19 protein-coding genes are annotated in these 18,174 nt (G+C 75.5%); 4 read left to right on the top strand and 15 right to left on the bottom strand.

Features of this window, described 5'->3' with window-relative positions; all coding sequences use genetic code 11:
• Window positions 1-107 precede the first annotated feature (107 nt).
• The 10 genes from ACI8AR_RS00340 to ACI8AR_RS00385 all read right to left on the bottom strand — a co-directional run bounded on the left by ACI8AR_RS00340 (window position 108) and on the right by ACI8AR_RS00385 (window position 7,756).
• Window positions 108-383, bottom strand: coding sequence for a hypothetical protein (locus tag ACI8AR_RS00340; protein WP_457049190.1), 276 nt, complete (start codon window positions 381-383; stop codon window positions 108-110).
• Between the two features lie 25 nt (window positions 384-408).
• The gene (locus ACI8AR_RS00345; RefSeq protein WP_457049191.1) at window positions 409-1,026 is read right to left on the bottom strand and encodes a hypothetical protein; all 618 of its coding nucleotides are present in this window, start codon (window positions 1,024-1,026) and stop codon (window positions 409-411) included.
• Between the two features lie 11 nt (window positions 1,027-1,037).
• On the bottom strand, window positions 1,038-1,463 hold the full coding sequence (locus ACI8AR_RS00350; protein ID WP_457049192.1) for a helix-turn-helix domain-containing protein: 426 nt from the start codon (window positions 1,461-1,463) through the stop codon (window positions 1,038-1,040).
• A gap of 169 nt (window positions 1,464-1,632) precedes the next feature.
• Window positions 1,633-2,208, bottom strand: a complete 576-nt coding sequence (locus ACI8AR_RS00355) for a hypothetical protein (RefSeq protein WP_457049193.1) — start codon at window positions 2,206-2,208, stop codon at window positions 1,633-1,635.
• Between the two features lie 262 nt (window positions 2,209-2,470).
• Window positions 2,471-2,863, bottom strand: a complete 393-nt coding sequence (locus ACI8AR_RS00360; protein ID WP_457049194.1) for a hypothetical protein — start codon at window positions 2,861-2,863, stop codon at window positions 2,471-2,473.
• Entirely contained in the window at window positions 2,860-3,096 is a 237-nt protein-coding gene (locus ACI8AR_RS00365) for a hypothetical protein (protein ID WP_457049195.1), read from the bottom strand. The genes ACI8AR_RS00360 and ACI8AR_RS00365 overlap by 4 nt, the downstream gene beginning before the upstream one ends.
• A gap of 240 nt (window positions 3,097-3,336) precedes the next feature.
• On the bottom strand, window positions 3,337-4,692 hold the full coding sequence (locus ACI8AR_RS00370) for a recombinase family protein (RefSeq protein WP_457049196.1): 1,356 nt from the start codon (window positions 4,690-4,692) through the stop codon (window positions 3,337-3,339).
• Entirely contained in the window at window positions 4,667-5,587 is a 921-nt protein-coding gene (locus ACI8AR_RS00375) for a type II secretion system F family protein (protein WP_457049197.1), read from the bottom strand. The genes ACI8AR_RS00370 and ACI8AR_RS00375 overlap by 26 nt, the downstream gene beginning before the upstream one ends.
• Window positions 5,588-5,657: 70 nt before the next feature.
• Window positions 5,658-6,521 carry a type II secretion system F family protein gene (locus ACI8AR_RS00380; protein WP_457049198.1) on the bottom strand — a complete coding sequence of 288 codons (864 nt, stop codon included), beginning with the start codon at window positions 6,519-6,521 and terminating at the stop codon, window positions 5,658-5,660.
• Complete coding sequence (locus ACI8AR_RS00385) at window positions 6,512-7,756, bottom strand: CpaF family protein (RefSeq protein WP_457049199.1); 1,245 nt, start codon at window positions 7,754-7,756, stop codon at window positions 6,512-6,514. The genes ACI8AR_RS00380 and ACI8AR_RS00385 overlap by 10 nt, the downstream gene beginning before the upstream one ends.
• Before the next feature lie 281 nt (window positions 7,757-8,037).
• Here ACI8AR_RS00385 and ACI8AR_RS00390 point away from each other — a divergent pair, with 281 nt between their 5' ends.
• The gene (locus ACI8AR_RS00390) at window positions 8,038-8,739 is read left to right on the top strand and encodes a DUF4230 domain-containing protein (RefSeq protein WP_457049200.1); all 702 of its coding nucleotides are present in this window, start codon (window positions 8,038-8,040) and stop codon (window positions 8,737-8,739) included.
• A 10-nt stretch (window positions 8,740-8,749) separates the two neighbouring features.
• On the opposite strand, the gene ACI8AR_RS00395 is transcribed toward ACI8AR_RS00390, so the two are convergent.
• From ACI8AR_RS00395 to ACI8AR_RS00415, 5 genes are all read right to left on the bottom strand, one after another.
• The gene (locus ACI8AR_RS00395) at window positions 8,750-11,467 is read right to left on the bottom strand and encodes a putative bifunctional diguanylate cyclase/phosphodiesterase (RefSeq protein ID WP_457049201.1); all 2,718 of its coding nucleotides are present in this window, start codon (window positions 11,465-11,467) and stop codon (window positions 8,750-8,752) included.
• A gap of 77 nt (window positions 11,468-11,544) precedes the next feature.
• A complete protein-coding gene (locus ACI8AR_RS00400) occupies window positions 11,545-13,095 on the bottom strand; it encodes an acetolactate synthase large subunit (protein ID WP_457049202.1) in 1,551 nt (516 codons plus the stop codon).
• Complete coding sequence (locus ACI8AR_RS00405; protein WP_456937332.1) at window positions 13,092-13,412, bottom strand: EthD family reductase; 321 nt, start codon at window positions 13,410-13,412, stop codon at window positions 13,092-13,094. Before ACI8AR_RS00405 ends, ACI8AR_RS00400 begins: the two co-directional genes overlap by 4 nt.
• A gap of 80 nt (window positions 13,413-13,492) precedes the next feature.
• Window positions 13,493-14,428, bottom strand: coding sequence for an NADP-dependent oxidoreductase (locus ACI8AR_RS00410; RefSeq protein WP_457049203.1), 936 nt, complete (start codon window positions 14,426-14,428; stop codon window positions 13,493-13,495).
• A 27-nt stretch (window positions 14,429-14,455) separates the two neighbouring features.
• A complete protein-coding gene (locus tag ACI8AR_RS00415; RefSeq protein ID WP_457049204.1) occupies window positions 14,456-15,520 on the bottom strand; it encodes a LacI family DNA-binding transcriptional regulator in 1,065 nt (354 codons plus the stop codon).
• Window positions 15,521-15,535: 15 nt separating this feature from the next.
• Between ACI8AR_RS00415 and ACI8AR_RS00420 the strand changes: the two genes are divergently transcribed.
• The 3 genes from ACI8AR_RS00420 (at window position 15,536) to ACI8AR_RS00430 (ending at window position 18,173) form a co-directional block, all read left to right on the top strand.
• Window positions 15,536-16,735: an MFS transporter gene (locus ACI8AR_RS00420; RefSeq protein WP_457049205.1), complete on the top strand. Its 1,200-nt coding sequence runs from the start codon at window positions 15,536-15,538 to the stop codon at window positions 16,733-16,735.
• Window positions 16,736-16,782: 47 nt separating this feature from the next.
• Window positions 16,783-17,292, top strand: a complete 510-nt coding sequence (locus ACI8AR_RS00425; RefSeq protein WP_457049206.1) for a hypothetical protein — start codon at window positions 16,783-16,785, stop codon at window positions 17,290-17,292.
• A gap of 89 nt (window positions 17,293-17,381) precedes the next feature.
• Window positions 17,382-18,173, top strand: a complete 792-nt coding sequence (locus tag ACI8AR_RS00430) for a DUF4097 family beta strand repeat-containing protein (protein ID WP_457049207.1) — start codon at window positions 17,382-17,384, stop codon at window positions 18,171-18,173.
• Window position 18,174: the final 1 nt, after the last annotated feature.

Below are 18,174 nucleotides of genomic sequence, written 5' to 3' on the forward strand. Positions count from 1 at the left end.
CAGGTCGTCGCGGCGGAAGTGAGACCCGCGGGTCCGAATGGGTGCCGGGTGGAGGGGATATCCCCCGGGGGTCTCACTGACCTGCCGGATCTGCAAGACGCGGGGCGTCAGCGACCGGCGCGGGTCCGTGCGGAGTGGCGCTGCGCCTCGTACATGACTGCCGCCATCTGCCCGAGGTTGCCGAGCTGATGCCAGCGGAGATCGCCACTGTCGCGCAGCTGCAGGGCGCGCTCGTAGCGGTCGTCACTGGAGAAGCCGTCGGCGAGGCGCTCAGCCCGGTAGGTCTCCTTACGGACTGCCGTGTTGGAGGGCTGCCCCTCGGCCTCAAGGGCGGCCTGCAGCTGCGCAATGTTCGAGGCTCGGAAGTCGTCGGTGTCATGCATCTTGGCTCTCCTGTTCCGTGGCCGGTCAGGCCGGCACCGTCTGGCTTGCGCTGGCGGCGTTGAGGACGCTGGGCGCGATGCCGGACGGCTGGGCCAGCGAGTACGGCCCGAGGACCTCCCGGCTGCTGAGCCGCTCGATCTGGGCGAGTTCCTCGACGACCGGTGCTACATGCGGGCGGGCGTCGAGGAAGGCGCCCAGGACGGCATCCCACGCCTGCACCTGCTCGCGGAAGGCGGCAGTGCGGCTCTGCTGCAGCGCGTGGTGAGCGATGGCGCGAGCCAGGGTGCTGTCGGCGTTGCGCTCGGCCCGCTCGAGCAGCTCGGCCGCCTCAGCCGGGCCGGTGACACGAGCAGCCCGGTCCTGCGCATCGCGGGCGCTGATGGCCTGTGAGGCGCTGTCGGCGCCGGTCTGGGTCAGGCCGAACAGCCGCTGCTCGAGGTCGCACTCCCGAGCGGCCAGGCGCCGGTGCTCCTCCTCCCGCAGCGCGTCCAGCTCGCGGCGGGCGGCGACCCAGGCGTCGGCCAGGCGCCGCTGGCGGGCGTGCTCGGTCAGGTCGCTGTCCGCACGCAGCCGGGCGGCGTGGTTGGCGTAGCGCTGCTGCACTCGTTCGGCGCGCTCCCGCTCGGGAGTGGTGTCGGCCATCTGTGGTCCTCTCATGCAGCCCGCTGCCGGCGGGACGCCCGATGGTGTTCGAGGGCTTCCCGGCTGATCCGCCACCGGCCGTCGACCCGCTGGGCCTCGAGCCGTCCGTCGCTGCACGCGCTGCGGACGGCCCGGTCGGTGAGCCCGAGTGCGTCAGCGGCCTGAGTGGTGCTCAGCCACGCAGAGACTGGCTCGGTTTCCGGCACGTTCCGCGGGCTCGTGCCGTAGACGGAAGACCGCCAGTTGAGGGCCGCGATCCGCAGCGCGACGAGGACGCTGTCGACTTCCGGGTCGGCGCCGCGGGTGGCCTTGCGGGCGGCGTCGAGCTCGAAGTGGCGGTGCAGCCATTCGGCGATGCGGGCCGGGACGAGGACGACGCCGGCGTTGTCCAGGCCGTGCACGTAGTGCTCCGGCGCCCGCATCACGTGGCCGTTCACCGGTCGCGCCGGTGCTGCTGGACGTAGGCGCGGAACTGCTTGTCGGCCTGGTCGCGCCAGTGGGGGCGGCTCGGGCGAGAGTGGCGCCGGGATGGCCGGCACCGGCGGCAGCGGCCATCCCGGGCGTTGTGAGGGACCTGGGCGTAACAGTCCGGGCAGTGGACGGTGGTCATGCGACTCGCCCCGTGGAGTCGGACGACGGGCGCTTAGGCGGAGTTGGCAGCCAACTCGCCCCAACTGCTGCTTGTGACGTCTTGTCGTAGTCACCGAGGACACGCCTATCGTTCGGTGCCGGCCGGTTGCCGTGTGTTCTGGAAGTAGCGCGCGCGTTGGCAACCCGGTCAGGGGGTTCCTTGCCGACCTCGGCGCCGCTGTCCGCGGCCGGGAAAGCCACCCCAAAAATGGGACCCCGCGACCCGTTACCTTTCGGTTCGGTAGCCACCCCGCTACGGGGTGCCTTTGGGCGGGGAAGCATGGCCTCGTAGGTGGCCGTCATGCCGCGGTAGCCCGAGTGCACGACGTCGATCAAGCCGGCGTCCTTGGCCTCCTTGATGCGGTCGGTGACGCGCTGCGGGTTCTTGAACCCGACCTCGGCGGCCAGCCGCTCGCGCGGGTAGGACACGCGACCGGCCTCGGTCATGTGCCGGTACATCGCGAACAGCACGACCTTGCAGCTGTTGTTGACGGCTTCAGTTCGCAGCACCTCAGCGATCCAGCGCTCGCGGACGTCCTTGGCGCGGCTCATCGGTCCACCGCCACGACTTCGACGACGCGCCTGTCGCGGTGCTCGAGCAAGGCAAGAAGGTCCGCTACTCGATCAACAGGCAGCATCAGTGCTCGGCGTCGAGCGGGCACCCAGTCACGCATCCGTGGGATGCCCAGCTCATCAAGCGTCCGAGCGAGGCCAACGCCGTATGCCCAGGCGGAGTTGCGTCGGCCAATCTCGATGCGGACTGCGCCGCGCTCCTCCCTGGTGTGGAACAGGGTGGGCGTCCAGTCCCTCTCGTTCACTGGGCCACCTCGCCGTTGAAGTCCCAAAGGGGAACGGCGCCGCCGGGGTGGTCACCAGGTCGGGAGCGCCGGGCCTCGGCGATACGGCGAGCCCGATGGCTGGAAGGCTGCACGACCTCGACGCCGACGCGGCGTGCGTAGTCCCGCTCCGCGGCGATGACCGTGGCGGCGACCTTGGCGCGACTGTCGTCAGGCAACGCCATCCACTCGTGGCTGCGGTACTCAGGCACGTCCGGGCCGCCAGCGTCGATAAGGGCTCGCGCCCAGGACAGCGGCAGCGGCCGGACGACCGCGCTACGCTGCTGGTCGAGGAGCTTCCTGGCGGTGGCGTTCTCGTGAGGGCCGGACTCGTTGGCAGCGGGTGCCGGCCCTCGTCTTCTCTGGCTCATGCCGCGGCGCCCTCGGCGGAAGAGTCCTGGCGCCCACTCAGGAGAAGTCCCGCGAGCCGATCCCGCTGGCTCTGCGACAGCGGCGGAAACGTCTCGAGTGTCTTTTGGATATATTCCTCAAGGCGCGCAGCGCCGAATTCGCGACGCAGATTTTCGAGCGCCTTGGTGTCCTCGGGTCGCAGTCGCTTGGCGACACCGATCTGACTGCGCAAACGCCTGGTTTCTGCCTGCACGGGGGGTCCTCACTCGGCTTGGTCGGATACCGAGGTCGGGGGTAACTCAGCGCTGATTCCTTCGACCTGTAGTGAAGGTAGGGTCCGTGGCCACCCGCAGGAAACCGCGGCAGCATCAGGAAACGCGGTCGTGACCAGATGGGCCTCCAGGCGGCTCCTCTGGTCACTAAACGGCAGCCGGCTGGAGCCTGGATAAACTACTTAATCCAGGCTTTCCCAGTGAGCAGCCCCGGTGGCCGCCTAAGGTGCCTTGGGAGCGATGTGTACTTGGTCCGGGCTGAACCGGGCGCCACGGCCAGCCGGCAGAATGGTCACGGTCATCAGCGTCTCGACAACCTGCTTGCGTTCGCGAATCCCCAATTCTTCCCACGCGATGCGGACGTCCTCTGCGGACGTGAGCGCCGTCAGCGGGGACTCGCCGAGCGCCTGGGCGATCCGGTCCTCCAGGGCAGCGATCTTCGCCGTAAGTTGCTGCGACCGCTCGCGCACGACGGCTGCGGACATGAGGCCGTCGGCCAGCAGTCCAGCGAGGTCGTCACGGCGCCCGCGGAGGTCTGCACACTCCGCTCGGAGCGCCGGCACATCTTCATCGTCCACGAACAGCGAGGCGGCGTCTGGCTGGGAGAGGCGAGCCAGCACCACGGCCTCCACGACTTCGTCGACCAGGTCCTGACGGCGGGCGAGGTAGCAGCCGTTGCACTTGTAGACCTGCCACCGGCGGTCGGCTTGTCCCATCGGGGAGGCGAACATCGCGGCGCCGCAGCGTCCGCACCGCACCGATCCCGAGAGCATGAACTTGAGGTCGGTGCCCTGTTGGACCCGGCGCTTGACGTCGCGCAACCTTTCGGCCAGCCGTTCCTGCACATCGGCCGGCAGGATGACTGGCCAGGTGCCCGCGGTGACGTCCGCACCGTTGTAGGTGACGCGGCCGGCGTAGCGAGGGTTTAGCAGGGCACGGCGCAGCGACGTCACGTTCCACGGCTTGCCGGCCGTAGTGAGCAGGCCGCGCTCGTTGAGATGCCTTACTCCGGCCGCGAGGGTCTGCCCCTCGAGGATCATCTGGGCGGCCTGCTCGAGCGCCTTCGCCTCATCCGCCTCGACGAGGACTTGGCCCCCGATGCGCTCATAGCCGAACGGCCGGCGAGTCCATCCCATCTGTCCGGCCTGGGCGCGCTGCTGATTGGCTCGGCGCTGCCGGATGCTCTTGCGCTCAACCTCGCCGCGAGCGACTGAGGCGAGGATTCGGGCGAGCATCCGCCCGGTGTCGGTGCTGAGGTCGATGTCGCCGGTGACCGTCGCAAGTCGGATGCGGGTCGCCTCGCAGATGCCGATGACCTCTTCGAGGTCGACTAGTCGCCGGGTCAGGCGGTCAACGTGCCAGACGACCACCGCATCCACGGCGCCCCCTCGCATCAGCTTGAGGAGGCGCTGGTAGCCGGGACGGGGCTTGCTGGTGCTGGCGGACATGTCGTTGTCCTGCAGCGTCTCTAAGACCACCCAGCCACGCCCCTCGGCTAGCGCCTGGCAGTCGGCAATCTGTCGCTCAATTGCGGCACCCTCGCCGGAGCGGTCAAGCGACTGCCGGGCGTAGATCACTGACCGCGTAGACATGGCAGGAACAGTAGTAGTTGGCAACTGTGACCATCATGGCGATCTCCTTGCGGCCGCCGGCCTCGAGCAGCCGGCGCTTGCCGGCCTCGCGGACGTCGGCCGCCTGCGCGCGCAGCACCTCGGCCAGCGGGGTGCCGCGCTCGATGGCCACGAGCAGGCCGTCGACGAAGCGGGCCAGCGCGTCGACCGAGGTGCGGTCGGCCACCTGCTGCAGCGCCGCCGTCAACGGGACGCCGGCCCGCGCCCGCCCGAGCGCGCCCCCGAGCTCGCGGGCCAGCTCGCCGCCCGACAGCCGGGTGACCCGGGCGATCGCCGCGGCCGGCCCCTCCCCCGCCGTCACGGCCAGCGCGAGCAGCTCCGCGACGACCGGGAACTCGGCCAGCAGCAGGTCCTCGCGCCGGCGCACCTGCTGGGTCAGCCACCAGTCACGGCCGAGCACCCCGCCGAGCAGCCCGGCCAGGCACAGCAGCGCCACCGACAGCACGTTGACGCTGCCGGCCAACAGCGCCCCGAGCGCCGCGAGCAGCGCCGCACCGAGCAGGCCGAGCCCGCCCCAGACGACCTGCTCGACGCGCAGGTCCTCCACCGCCTGGTCGCTGCCGAGCGCGTCGAGCCGGCGCCGGACGGCGGAGCGGCCACCGAGCACGCGGTCGACGAACCGGGCGCCGTCGGTCACCACCGGGCCGAACACCCGGCGCGCGGCCGTGAGCAGGCCCGGCTCGGTCGCCGTCCCGAGCAGCCGCGACGGCGGCGGGGTGTCGTGCACGTAGGGCGCCAGCCGGTCGACCAGCCGCACCGAGCGGAACGGCGGCGCGGAGGTGACGACGAGCAGCACGCCGGCGGCGGCCGCACCGCCCAGCAGCATCCCGAGCAGCGTCACTGCGCCACCCCGCCGCTCCGCGGCCCGTTCGCTCCGCTCCTCGCTCGCCGGCGCTCGCTGCGATGCTCGCTCACTGGAGCACCCGCACGTCCTGCGGCAGCCGCCCGATCCGCATCATCAGCCGGTAGGCCACCAGGCAGACCACGCCCCCGCCGAGCAGCAGCGCGGTACCCAGCGGCGAGTCGTAGGCGGCCAGCGTCGTCGACTGGGTGGCCAGCAGCAGGAGCACCGCCCACGGCGCGGCGACGGCGAGCCGCGCGGCCTGCACGACCCAGCCCTGCCGGGTCTCCAGCTCGGCCCGGGCGCGGGCGTCCTCGCGGAGGAAGCCGGCCAGCGTGCGCAGCACCCGGCCGAGGTCGGTGCCGCCGACCTCCCGCGCCACCCGCAGCGTCTCGACGATCCGGTCGCCCACCGGGTCGGCCAGGTCCGCCTTGAGCCGGTCGAGGCTCTCGCCGAAGCGGCCGGTGGAGCGGTGGTCGGCGGCGAACCGGGCGAACGGCGGGCGCAGCACCTCCGGCCCGCGGGTGGCCAGCGCCGCCAGCGACTCCGGCAGCGACAGCCCCGCCCGCACGGCCGAGGCGAGGTTGTCGACCACCTCGGGCCACACCTCGCGCAGGTCGGCCCGGCGGCGGGCGGCCAGCCGGCGCACCTGCACGGGCGGCAGGGCCGCGGCGAACACGGCGAACGCGAGGCTGACCGTCACCGTGCCGGTGGTCAGCAGCACGACGACGAGCGCCAGCAGCCCGAGGCCGGCCTGCAGCGCGGCCAGCTGCGCCGGGTTGATCGCGGTGAGGCCCGCCTCAGCCAGCAGCCGCGCCCGCCGCCCGGGCCGGCGGGGCGTCGTCCTCCGCTGCGGCGCCCGCGGCCCGCTGCGCCAGACGAGCAGCAGACCGACGCCGAGCAGCAGCCCGAGCAGCGCGCCGGTCAGCTCCACGCCGGCGTCCCGAGGAGCGCGGCCAGGTCGTACCCGGCGGCGGCGAAGCGCTCGGCGTGCGGTGGGAAGCCCTCGGCACGGACCAGCCGGCCGTCGCGGGTGGTGAAGACGTCGGCCAGCTCGACCACGCCGTCCTCGGCGCGGCCGGGCACCGCCACGATCTCCCGCACCCGGCGCTGGCCGGAGGCCTCGGTGGCCACGTGCACCACCAGGTCCACGCTGGCCGCGACCGTGGGGACGACGAAGGCGTGCCCGATGTTGTCGCCGGCCAGCAGCGGCAGCGTGCACATCTTCACCACGGCCTCGCGGGCGCTGTTGGCGTGCAGCGTGCACATCCCGGGCAGGCCGGAGTTGAGCGCGATGAGCAGGTCCAGGCACTCCTCCTGCCGCACCTCGCCGACGATGATCCGCGAGGGCCGCATCCGCAGCGCCTCCTTGACCAGCCGGCGCAGCGGGATCTCCCCGGCGCCCTCGAGGTTGGGCTGGCGGGTCTGCATCGCGACGACGTCGGGGAGTGGCACGCGGAGCTCGAACACCTCCTCGCAGGTGATCACCCGCTCCCGCGCCGGGATCGCCGCGCACAGGCAGTTCAGCAGGGTGGTCTTCCCCGCCTGGGTGCCGCCGGAGACCAGCACGTTCAGGCCCGCGGCGACGGCGGCCTCGAGGAACCGGGCGGCCTGCGTCGTCAGCGTCCCGGCGGCGACCAGCTCGTCGAGGCCGTGCGCGCGCAACACGAACTTGCGGATGTTGACCGCCATGTGGCGCCGGGTGATGTCCGGGATGACCACGTGCAGCCGGGAGCCGTCGGGCAGCACCGCGTCGACGAACGGCTGGCTCATGTCGATCCGCCGCCCGGAGCTGCGCAGCATCCGCTCGACCAGGTCGGCCAGCTCGCCGGCGCCGAGGATCGTCGTCGTCAGCTCGCTGCGGCCGCGGCGGGCGACGAACACCCGGCCCGGCTCGTTGACCCAGATCTCCTCGACCTCGGGGTCGTCCAGGTGCCGCTGCAGCGGCCCGAACCCGGCCACCCGGTCGAGCACGTCGCGCACCACCGACTCGGGGTCGCCGATCGGCGGCAGCGCCGAGGACAGCGACCGCTCGGAGTAGTCGGCGACGACGTCGCGCACCAGCACGCGGACCGGCGCGGGATCGCTGAACGGGTCGAGCCCGCGGCGCCGGATGAGCTCGCGCACCTCGCCGTCGACGACGTCGAGGGCACTCGTCGCAGTCGGCACCAGACCCCCGTCCCACCCGTCCCGACCCCGTTCGGGACGACGGGACGATAGGGAGACGGAGGCGTTCCGCGGGAGGGCGGTCAGCCGATCTGTGGACAGCGCGTGCGCGGCCGCGGCCGCACGCCACCCGGCCGGGTGACCCGCGGACAGGCGCCGAGCGGGTGCGCTGACGCAGCGTTCCGGCACCCCGGATGCGGCGCCGGCGCACCCGCTCGCCGGGAACAGAGCCGGCGCGCGGGGTGCTGTACGGGGCACACCCGACGACCGCGAGGAGATCGCGCATGCCGGTCCTGCTCCCGTCCCGTGTCCCCGCCCCCTCCCCCGCGCCGGCGCGCCGCCGCCGACGCGGGTGGCTCAAGGCCGGCATCGCCGCCGCCGTCGTCGTCCCGGTCGGGGTGGTCGTGGCCGACGGGGTCGGTGACTGGACCGCGCCCTTCGAGCAGGAGACCGTCGACCGCAGCACGACGCCGCTGCTGCTGGCCATGGCCGACCTGGACGAGTACCACGCGGCCACCGGCACCTTCCAGGTCGTCGTCGACCAGGAGCGCGACACCGCCTGGGTGCCCTCGGCGATCAGCGGCGAGCGGGTGCAGTTCCTCGCCACCGGCGAGGTCGACGCCTACGTGGACTTCGCCGCCCTCGGCGACGACAGCGTCGACCTCTCCCCCGACGGCACGACCGCCACCATCACCCTGCCCGCCCCGCAGCTGGGCGAGGCGCGGATCGACCCGGACGAGAGCCGGGTGCTCGACCGCGACCGCGGCCTCGTGGAGCGGCTGGGCGACGCGTTCGCCGACGACCCGACCGACGAGAGCGAGCTGTTCGCGCTCGCCGAGAGGCGGCTGGAGTCCGCCGCCGCGGACAGCGACCTGCTCGACCGCGCCGAGGACGGCACCCGCGACATGCTCACCACGCTGGCCCGGTCCCTCGGCGTCGACGACGTCACGGTCACCTTCGAGCCCGCGCCGGGGGCGGCCGGCTGACCTCCCGGCGTCAGACCCGGGACGTCAGCGCCCGCGGCGCGCGGGGCAGCGGCACGATCACCGGCACCCCGCCGCGGGCCGTGGCCCGCTCGAGGAGCAGCGCCTCGGCGTCGCAGCGCTCCAGCGGCCGCGCGAACAGGTAGCCCTGCGCGGTGTCGCAGCGGCCCTCGGCCAGCAGCCGCGCCTGGTGCTCGTGCTCGACGCCCTCGGCGAGGACCTCCAGGCCCAGCGTGCGACCCAGGTCGATGGTGCCGCGCACGATCGCCGGCAGCGGCTCGCCCTCGGCGATCGCGCCGACGAACGAGCGGTCGATCTTGAGCACGTCCACGGTGAACTGCCGCAGGTGGGCCAGCGACGAGTAGCCGGTGCCGAAGTCGTCCAGCGCCAGCCGCACGCCCAGCGCCCGCAGCGCGGTGAGGCACGCGGCCGCCCGCTCGGGGTCGCCCACCAGCGCCGTCTCGGTCACCTCGAGCACCAGCGCGGCGGCCGGCAGCCCGCTCGCGGCCAGCGCCGCGGCGACGGAGCCGGGGAGGTCCGGCGAGGTCAGCTGGCCGGCCGACACGTTGACCGCCATGGTGTGGTCGCCCAGGTGCCGCCAGGCCGCCGCGGTCGCGCACGCCTCGCGCAGCACCCACGCGCCGATCTCGTCGATCAGGCCCGCGGCCTCGGCCACCGGCACGAACCGGTCGGGGCCCACCGGGCCCAGCCGCGGGCTGTCCCAGCGCAGCAGGGCCTCGAAGCCGGTCACCCGGCGGCCGTCCAGGGCGACCACCGGCTGGTAGACCAGCCGGAACTCGCCGCGGGACACCGCGCCGCGCAGCTCCTGCTCCAGCTCGCGGGCAGCCTGCGCCGCGGCCCGCATGCCGGGCTCGAACCGCTGCACGCGGGCGCGCCCGTCGAGCTTGGCCGCGTACAGCGCCAGGTCGGCGTCGCCGACCAGCGCGTCGCCGGCCACCGCACCGCGGCCGACGGCCACGCCGACGCCGGCCGACACGGTCACCGGGCCGCCGGGCAGCGCCACCGGCCGGGCGAGCACGTCGAGCACGCGGGCGGCGGTCCGCATCGCCTCGTCGTCGCCGACGCCGGCCTGCTCGACCAGCACGGCGAACTCGTCGCCGCCCAGGCGGGCCACGGTGTCGTCGGCGCGGACCGCGCCGCGCAGCCGCGCCGCCACCTCGCGCAGCAGCGCGTCGCCGGCGGCGTGGCCGAGGGAGTCGTTGACGGCCTTGAAGCCGTCGAGGTCGAGGGAGAGCACCGCGGCCGAGCCGCCGCCGCGCACCGTGCGGCGCAGCGCCTGGCCGACGCGGTCCATGAACAGCGCGCGGTTGGCCAGGCCGGTCAGCCCGTCGTGCAGCACCGAGTGCGCCAGCGCCTCCTCGGCGCGGCGGCGCCCGGTCACGTCGGTCACGTGCACGACGACGCCGCCGACGTCGGGGTCGTCCCCGAGGTCGACCAGCCGGATGCCGATCCAGCGGTCCTCGCCGCGGTGGCGGGCGGGCAGCTCGGCGTCGACGACGACGCCGCCGCCGGCCAGGGCCCGCGCGAACAGCTCGGCGGTCAGCTCGGGGTCCACCCCGGCCAGCCGGACGGCGTCCGCGGCGGTGGTGACGCCGGCGGCCACGGTTCCGAGCAGGGCGGCCAGCGGCGCGGGGTCGCTGAGCAGCCGCCCGTCGCGGGAGACGACGAGGACCGCGTCGGAGGAGTGCGCGGTGAGCTTGGCGGCGAACCGCTCCCGCGAGCGCACCAGCGCCCGGGCGGCGGCCTCGCCGCGCAGCAGCAGGGCGGCGCGGACGAAGACCAGCGCGGTCAGCACGACCATCGCGACGACCATCGCGCCCGAGGCGTCCTCGACGCCGCCGAGGTCGGTGGCCAGCTCGGTCACGGGCGGCACCAGCAGCGCCCCGAGGCACACGGCCAGCCGGGCCATCCCCGACCGGCCCTCCTCGCCGCCCGGGCCCGCCGTGACGGCACCGCGGGCGGTCGACCAGGTGGTCGCGGCGAGCAGCGCGCTGCCGAGCAGCCAGCCGGAGTCCAGCCACCCGCCGAAGGTGACGGCGTCGGCGTCGAGCAGGTAGGCGACGTCGGAGACCAGCCAGCAGGAGCACGCGGCGGCGACGGCCAGCGGCGTCCACTCCCCCTGCCGGCGGGTGGCCAGCAGCCGCACGACCAGGCCGATCAGCGCGGCGTCGAGGGCCGGGTAGAGCGCGAGCACGACCCGGGTCCCGAGGCCGAGGGACGCGTCCTCCACGGTCGCGGCGATCGACAGCTCCCACACGAGGAGCAGCGCGGCGACGAACACGACGAGCGCGTCGATCCAGCCCGCCGTCCGCAGGTCGCGGTCGGCGTGCCGGCGGCGGGCCATGAGCGCCAGGCCGGTGCCGAGGGCCACGTAGCTGCCCAGGTAGACGGCGTCGGCGACGCCGACGGCCGCGCCGTTGCCGGTCAGGGACGCCTGGACCTGCCAGAGCACGTCCCCGAGGGCGGACAGGCCGACGCCGAGGGCGAGCAGGACGGCGACCGGCCGCCGCCCCGCGCGGTGCGCCCCGGCCCACGCGGCGACGACGGTCAGCCCGATGACCACGAAGTACAGCGCGGCGCCGCCGGCCGTCCCGTGCAGCAGCCCCTGCAGCGCGACCACCGCGAGCAGGAGGGTGCACGCGACGACGGCCACCGGCCGCCTGCCCACGACGCCGGCGTCCACGCCGACGCCCCCGATCCACTCCGACATGCGCCGGACATCGACGCGAAACGAACCGGTCTGGAACGGATACGGCGAGTGGTTCCCCCGCGGGGGTGAGCCCGGGTCTACTCCCCGGGCCGCAGCACCGCCTGCACCAGGTGCGGCCCGGGCTCGCGCAGCGCCGTGCCCAGCTGCTCCGCCAGCTCCTCGGCGGTCTCCGCACGGGTGGCCGGCACCCCCATCCCGGTGGCCAGCGCGACGAAGTCCAGCGCCGGGCCGCCCAGGTCGAGCAGCTGCCCGGCCCGCTCCCCGCCGCCGGCGGCCCCCACCCGCGCCAGCTCCCCCTGGAGGATCGCGTAGGACGCGTTGTCGTAGAGCAGGACGGTGACGTCGAGCTGCTCGCGGGCCATCGTCCACAGCGCCTGCAGCGTGTACATCGCGCTGCCGTCGGCCTGCAGGACGAGCACCGGCCGGTCGGGGCAGGCCACCGCCGCGCCGACCGCCATCGGCAGGCCGTCGCCGATCGCGCCGCCGGTCAGGGCGAGCCAGTCGTGCTGCGGCGCGCCCGCGGTCAGCTCGACGACGCCGATCCCGGAGGTGATCGCCTCGTCGACCACGATCGCCCGCTCGGGCAGCAGCGCGCCGACCACCGCGGAGATCCCCCGCGGCGTCAGGCGCCCGGCCGGCAGCTCCGGCCGGGAGGCCTCGCGCAGCTCCGGCTCGGCGCCGGCGGCCACCTTCGCGGCCAGCTCCTCGAGCGCCGCGACGCCGTCCTCCCCGGGCGCCGACAGCACGTGCACCGTGCAGTCCTCGGGCACCGGCGTGCCCGGCACCCCCGGGTAGGCGAAGAAGTGCACCGGCGAGGTCGCGCCGGCCAGCACCAGGTGCCGGGTGCCGGCCAGCGCCTTGATCGCCACCTCGGGCGGGTAGGGCAGCTTGCCGACGGCGGGCAGCCCCGCGCCGCGCACCATCCGCGCCGGGAACGTCTCGGCCACCAGCCGGACGCCGGTGCCGGCGGCCACCCGCGCCGCGGCCAGCAGCCCCGCCTCCGACGCGACGACGTCGTCGCCGAGCAGCAGCACGGTCGGCTCGCCGGCCTGCACCACCGCGGCGGTGTCGTCCACGACCGACGGCGCCACGTGCGGCCGCGGCCGCACCGGCAGGGGCTCCGCGACGGCCGCGCCCTCGGACCAGGACACGTCGGCCGGCAGCACCAGCGTGGCGATCTGGCCGCGCGCGGCGGCGGCGACGGCGTCCGCGGCGTCGGCGGCGAGGTCCTCGGGGGCCAGCGAGCGGCGCACCCAGCCGGACACCGTGCCGGCGAGGGCGTCGATGTCGGACTCCAGCGGCGCGTCCAGCCGCTTGTGGGAGCGGCCGTGGTCGCCGACGACGTTCACCATCGGCGTCCGGCCGCGGCGGGCGTTGTGCAGGTTGGCCAGGCCGTTGCCCATGCCCGGGCCCAGGTGCAGCAGCGTGGCGGCGGGCCGGCCGGTCATGCGCGCCCAGCCGTCGGCGGCGCCGGTGGCCACCCCCTCGAACAGGGTGAGGACGCCGCGCATCTCGGGGACGTCGTCGAGGGCGGCGACGAAGTGCATCTCGGACGTGCCGGGGTTGGCGAAGCAGACGTCGACCCCGGCGTCGACGAGCGTGCGGATCAGTGCCTGGGCGCCGTTCACCGGGAGACGTGCACCTCGTTCACCTCGTAGTGCGTCATGGTCACGCCGCCGCTGGCGAAGGTGCGCAGGTCGGCCGCGCCGGCCTTGCCCGCCTCGGAGGCGAACGCGGCCCCCATCGCCTGCTCGGAGTCGAAGTCGAGCTCCGCGACGAGGTACGGCGCGGACTGGCGCGGGTCCAGCGGCTGCGGGCTGCCGGTGGCGAACCGGATCAGGCCGGGCATCTGCACGGTCAGCGGGACGTGGGTGTCCCGGTAGTGGGCGTCGAACGCCGCCGGGTCCTCCGGTTGCCCGTAGCTGACCACCAGCCTGTGCACCATCTGCCGCTCCTCCGTGCTCCTCCCCGGGCACCGTTGCCGGGGGCTCCCCCACCCTGGCACACGAGCCCGGGCCCGCGACCTCAGAAGGTGATCACCAGCCGGCCGCGCACGCCGCCGGCGGCCAGCACCCGGTGCGCCTCGGGCGCCTCCTCCGGCGCGAAGGTGCGGGCCACCCGCAGCGTCGCCGCACCCGACTCCACCTGCTCGCGCAGCCGGTCGAGCGCGGCGCCGTTCTCGGCGTAGCGGCGCACCATCGTGGGCAGCACCTCGACCCGGCCGGTCCCGTCGCCGCGGTAGCCGCGCACCGTGGCCACCTTCCCGCCGTCGCGGACCGCGGGCAGCACCAGCGCGTCCTGCACCGACCCGTCGGCCAGCCCGTCGACGCCGTCGGGGAACTCCGCGCGGATCCGCTCGGCGACGTCGTCGCCCCGCCGCACGACGACGTCGGCGCCGAGGTCGCGGACCAGCTCCTCGTCGGCCTCGGAGGCGTCGGCGACGACGGTGTGCCCGTCGGCCCTGGCCAGCTGGACGACGTAGCCGCCGAAGGCGCCCGCCGCGCCGGTCACCGCGACCACCGAGCCGGGCGGCAGGGCCATCTGGTCCAGCGCCAGCCGCGCGGTGAGCGCGTTCATCGGCAGCGTGCACGCGGCGACGGCGTCGGCGCCCGCGGGCACCCGGGCCACCGAGCCGGCCGGCAGCACGAGGTCCTCGCGGTAGCCGCCGTGCGCGCCGGTGGGGACGACGATCGCCATGACCGCGTCGCCGGCGACCACCCGGTCGACGCCCTCGCCCACCTCGACGACCTCACCGGCGGCGTCCATGCCGGGCACCCACGGCGGCGTCTTCACCGGGTCGCGGCCGGCGTAGGCGCCCTCGCGCAGGTGCGTGTCGGTCGGGCTCACCGCGGCGGCGCGCACCCGCAGCCGCACCTGCCCCGGCCCGAGGGGCTCGGCGGGCACGTCGACGACGGTGAGGGCCTCGGGTCCTCCGAACTCGGTCACTCCCACGGCTCGCACGCGTCGACACTAGGAGGACCCCCGCGGTCAGCGCGGCCGGCGGGTGGTCGCCCGCTCCACCACGCGCCACCCGTCCGGCGCCGGGACGTCCGGGGCGCGCCCGAGCGCGACCAGCGCGCAGGCCGCCCCCTGCCGGCGCAGCGACTGCGCGACGGTGGTCAGCCCCGCCGGCGCCGCGGCGTCGCTGTCGTCCCAGCCGGTGACCGCCACGTCGCCGGGCACGGCCAGGCCCGCGGCCGCCACCGCCCGCAGCGCCCCGAGCGCGAGCTCGTCGCTCATCGCGGCGATCGCGTCCGGCCGGTCCGGGCCGGCGAGCAGCTCGGCGGCGAACGCCTCGCCCTCCTCGGCGTCGTTGACCGGGCACACGGCCAGCCGCAGCTCCGCCGCCGGGTGCCCGGCTCCGGTCCAGGCGCCGAGCAGGCCCTCCCACCGGTTCCGCGTCACCGGGAACCGGACCGCCCCCACCTCCGGGGCGGGCAGCAGCCGGCGGGCGCGGGCGCGGTCGAGCGGGAAGCCGAGGACCACCGGACGCCGGGCCCCGGCGAACGCCACCCGCCCGATCGCCGCGGCGGCGGCGCGGTCGTCGATGCCGACCACCGGCAGGCCCCGGTGGTGCGGCCCGGCGTGGACGACGGCGGGCAGGCCGGTGTCGGCGACCGCGTCGAGCACCGGGTCGTCGTCGCTGGTGGTCCAGACGACGAAGCCGTCGACGACCGCCCGCGCGACCCGCTCGGGATCGCTGGGCGCCCCGGTGGTCGGGACCAGCGTGAGGCCGACCCCCTCGGCGGCGCAGACGTCCGCGACCCCGGCGAGGAAGCGGGCCGCCTGCGGGTCGTCGAAGGCGTAGCCCAGCCGCTCCCCCAGCACGACGCCGAGGCTGCCGACCCGCCCCCGCCGCAGGGAGCGGGCGGCCGGGTGCGGCCCGGGGTAGCCGAGCTCCTGCGCCGCCGCCCGCACCCGCGCCGCCGCCTCGGCCGAGACCCGGCCGGGCCGCGAGTAGACGTAGGACACCGTCATCGGCGAGACGCCGGCGACGCGGGCCACCTCGCGCATCGTCGGCCGGCGCGACCGGTGGTCCGGAGGACTGGCCACTCGTACAGTCTAGGTGTGTATCGATACACAAGAGCCGAGGAGCAGGCCGGCACCCCCCTCGGGGCGGGGGGCGACGGCTTCGTCCGCGACGCGCCGACCGTGCTGGCCTACGCGGTGCTCGGGTGCTTCACCGGCTGGCTCTACGCCTTCGGCCCGGCACTGTCCCTGCTGCGCGAGGAGCTGCACTTCTCGTACACGCTGCTGGGCGTCTACTCGGTGCTGTGGTCGGGCGGCGCGGCCCTGGCCGGCGCGGGCTTCGCGGCCGTGGCCCGCCGGCTGTCGCGGTCGGCGCTGCTGTGGTCCTCGGCCCTGGGCACCGCCGCCGGCGCCGCGCTGTTCACCCTCGGCCGCGGGCTCGCGCCGACCCTGCTGGGGGCGGCGGTGATGGGCACGGCCGGCACGGTGCTGCTGACGGCGACGCAGGCCGTGCTCTCCGACCGGCACGGCGCCCGGCGCGACCGGGCGCTCGCCGAGGCCAACGTCGGCGCCGGGGCGTGCGCGGTCCTGGCACCCCTGGTCCTCGGCGGGCTCGCCGCGGGGCCGGCCGGCTGGCGGGCGGCGTTCGCCCTCCCCGCACTCCTCCTCGGCGTGCTGTGGCTCCGCTCGAGGCGCCGCCCGCTGCCGCCGCCGGCCGACCGCCGGGTCGCCGGGCGACCCGGGCCGCTGCCCCTGGCCGCCTGGCTGTTCGCCGCCCTGACCGCGATCGCCACGGCCGTGGAGTTCTGCCTGGTCTACTTCGGCACCGAGGTGCTCGTCGGCACGGGCCTGGCGACCACCACCGCCGCGACGGCGCTCGGCAGCAACTACCTCGGCCTGCTCGTCGGCCGCCTCGGCGGGGCGGCGCTCACCCGGCGCCCCGGCCGGACGGTCCCGCTGCTGCACGCCTCCCTGGCGGTGACCGCGGCCGGCTTCGTGCCGTTCTGGCTGACCGACAGCCCGGTCGTCGCCGTCCTCGGCCTGTTCGTCTGCGGGATCGGCATCGCCAACCTCTACCCCCTCGCGGTGGCGCTCACCCTGGGCGCCGCCCGCGGGCACGAGGACCGGGCCAACGCCCGCACCCAGCTGCTGGGCGGACTGGTCACCGCCGCCGCCCCCTTCCTGCTCGGCGCCCTGGCCGACGCGCACGGCCTCACCGCGGCGTTCGTCCTGGAGCCCGCGCTGCTCGTCGGCGCGCTCCTGCTCCTGCTCGCGGGGGCCCGCGCGACACCACGCTGACACCACAGGGGTTGCGAATGACGTCATGGTGATGTCATCGTGACGTCATGGACCTCACCCCGTTCGTCGAGCAGCTCCGCCGGGAGCTCGTGCTCGCCGCCGCTCCCGGGGGCGAGGAGGCGCGCGAGCTGGCCGAGCGCCTCACCGCGCCGCTGGAGTCCTCGGTCCGGCTGGCCCTGCTGTCCGCCCTGTCCGCCGCGGCCGAGGAGCTCACCGGCCAGCTCGCGCCCGGCGCCGTCGACGTGCGGCTGCGCGGCAGCGAGATCGGCTTCGTCGTCACCCCGCCGCCGGCCGCCGCCGAGCCGCACGACACCCCGGCGCCCGAGGCCGTCCTCCCCGACGGCGACGACGGCAGCACCATCCGCATCACCCTCCGGCTGCCCGAGCAGCTGAAGGTCCGCGTCGAGGAGGCGGCCGCCCGCCTCGGCTCGTCGGTCAACACGTGGCTGGTCCGGGCCGTCAGCGACGCGGTGACGCGCACCGACCGTCCCGCAGCTCCCGAGGCCCGCCGCTCGCGGTGGTCGTCGGGCCAGTCCTACACCGGCTGGGTCCGCTAGCCCGGCACCCCGCCCACCAGCACACCGCACCGCAGCCACCCCCGGCCGACCGGACGGGGGCCGACCCGGCACGCCCAGGAGGCGACGCCATGCCCACCTTCGACACCCCCGAGCCCGTCTCCGCCCGCATCGACGTCGCCGCCGGCAGCGTCCGGGTGCGGGCCACCGACCGCGCCGTCACCGAGGTCACCGTCCGGCCGCACGACGGGCGCAGCAGCGCCGACGTCCAGGCCGCCGAGCAGGCCACCGTCACCTGCGCCGACGGGCACCTGCTGGTCCGCACCACCGGCCGCCCGCGGCTGCTGTTCCTCGCCTCCGGCGGCGAGGTCGACGTCGACGTCGCCCTGCCCGAGGGCTCGTCGGTCGAGGTGCGCACGACGGCCGGGGACGTCTCCTGCTCCGGCCGGCTCGGCCGCGCCGTCCTCGAGAGCCGCCACGGCGACCTCCGCCTCGACTCCGCCGCCGGGCTGCGGGCCCGCACCACCAGCGGCGGCATCACCGTCGGTGAGGTCTCCGGCGACGCGGTCGCGCACACCGACTTCGGCGACGTCCGGGTCGGCCGCACCGACGGCGACACCCGGCTGAGGACGACGTGCGGCGACGTCACCGTCGACCACACCGCCGGCTCGCTGCTCGGCAGCACCAACTACGGGAGGGTGCGCGTGGGCGAGGCGGTGCGCGGGTCGCTGGTGCTCGAGACCTCCTACGGCGAGGTCGAGGCGGGCATCGCCGCGGGTACCGCGGCCTGGCTGGACCTGCAGTCGGCGTCGGGCAGCATCCGCAACGAGCTCACCGCCGCCGACGGACCGGAGGACGCCACCGGGACCGTGCAGCTCAGGGCGCGCACCGCCTACGGCGACATCCTGGTCCGCCGGGCGTGAG

The organism is Geodermatophilus sp. SYSU D01036 (assembly GCF_054050435.1).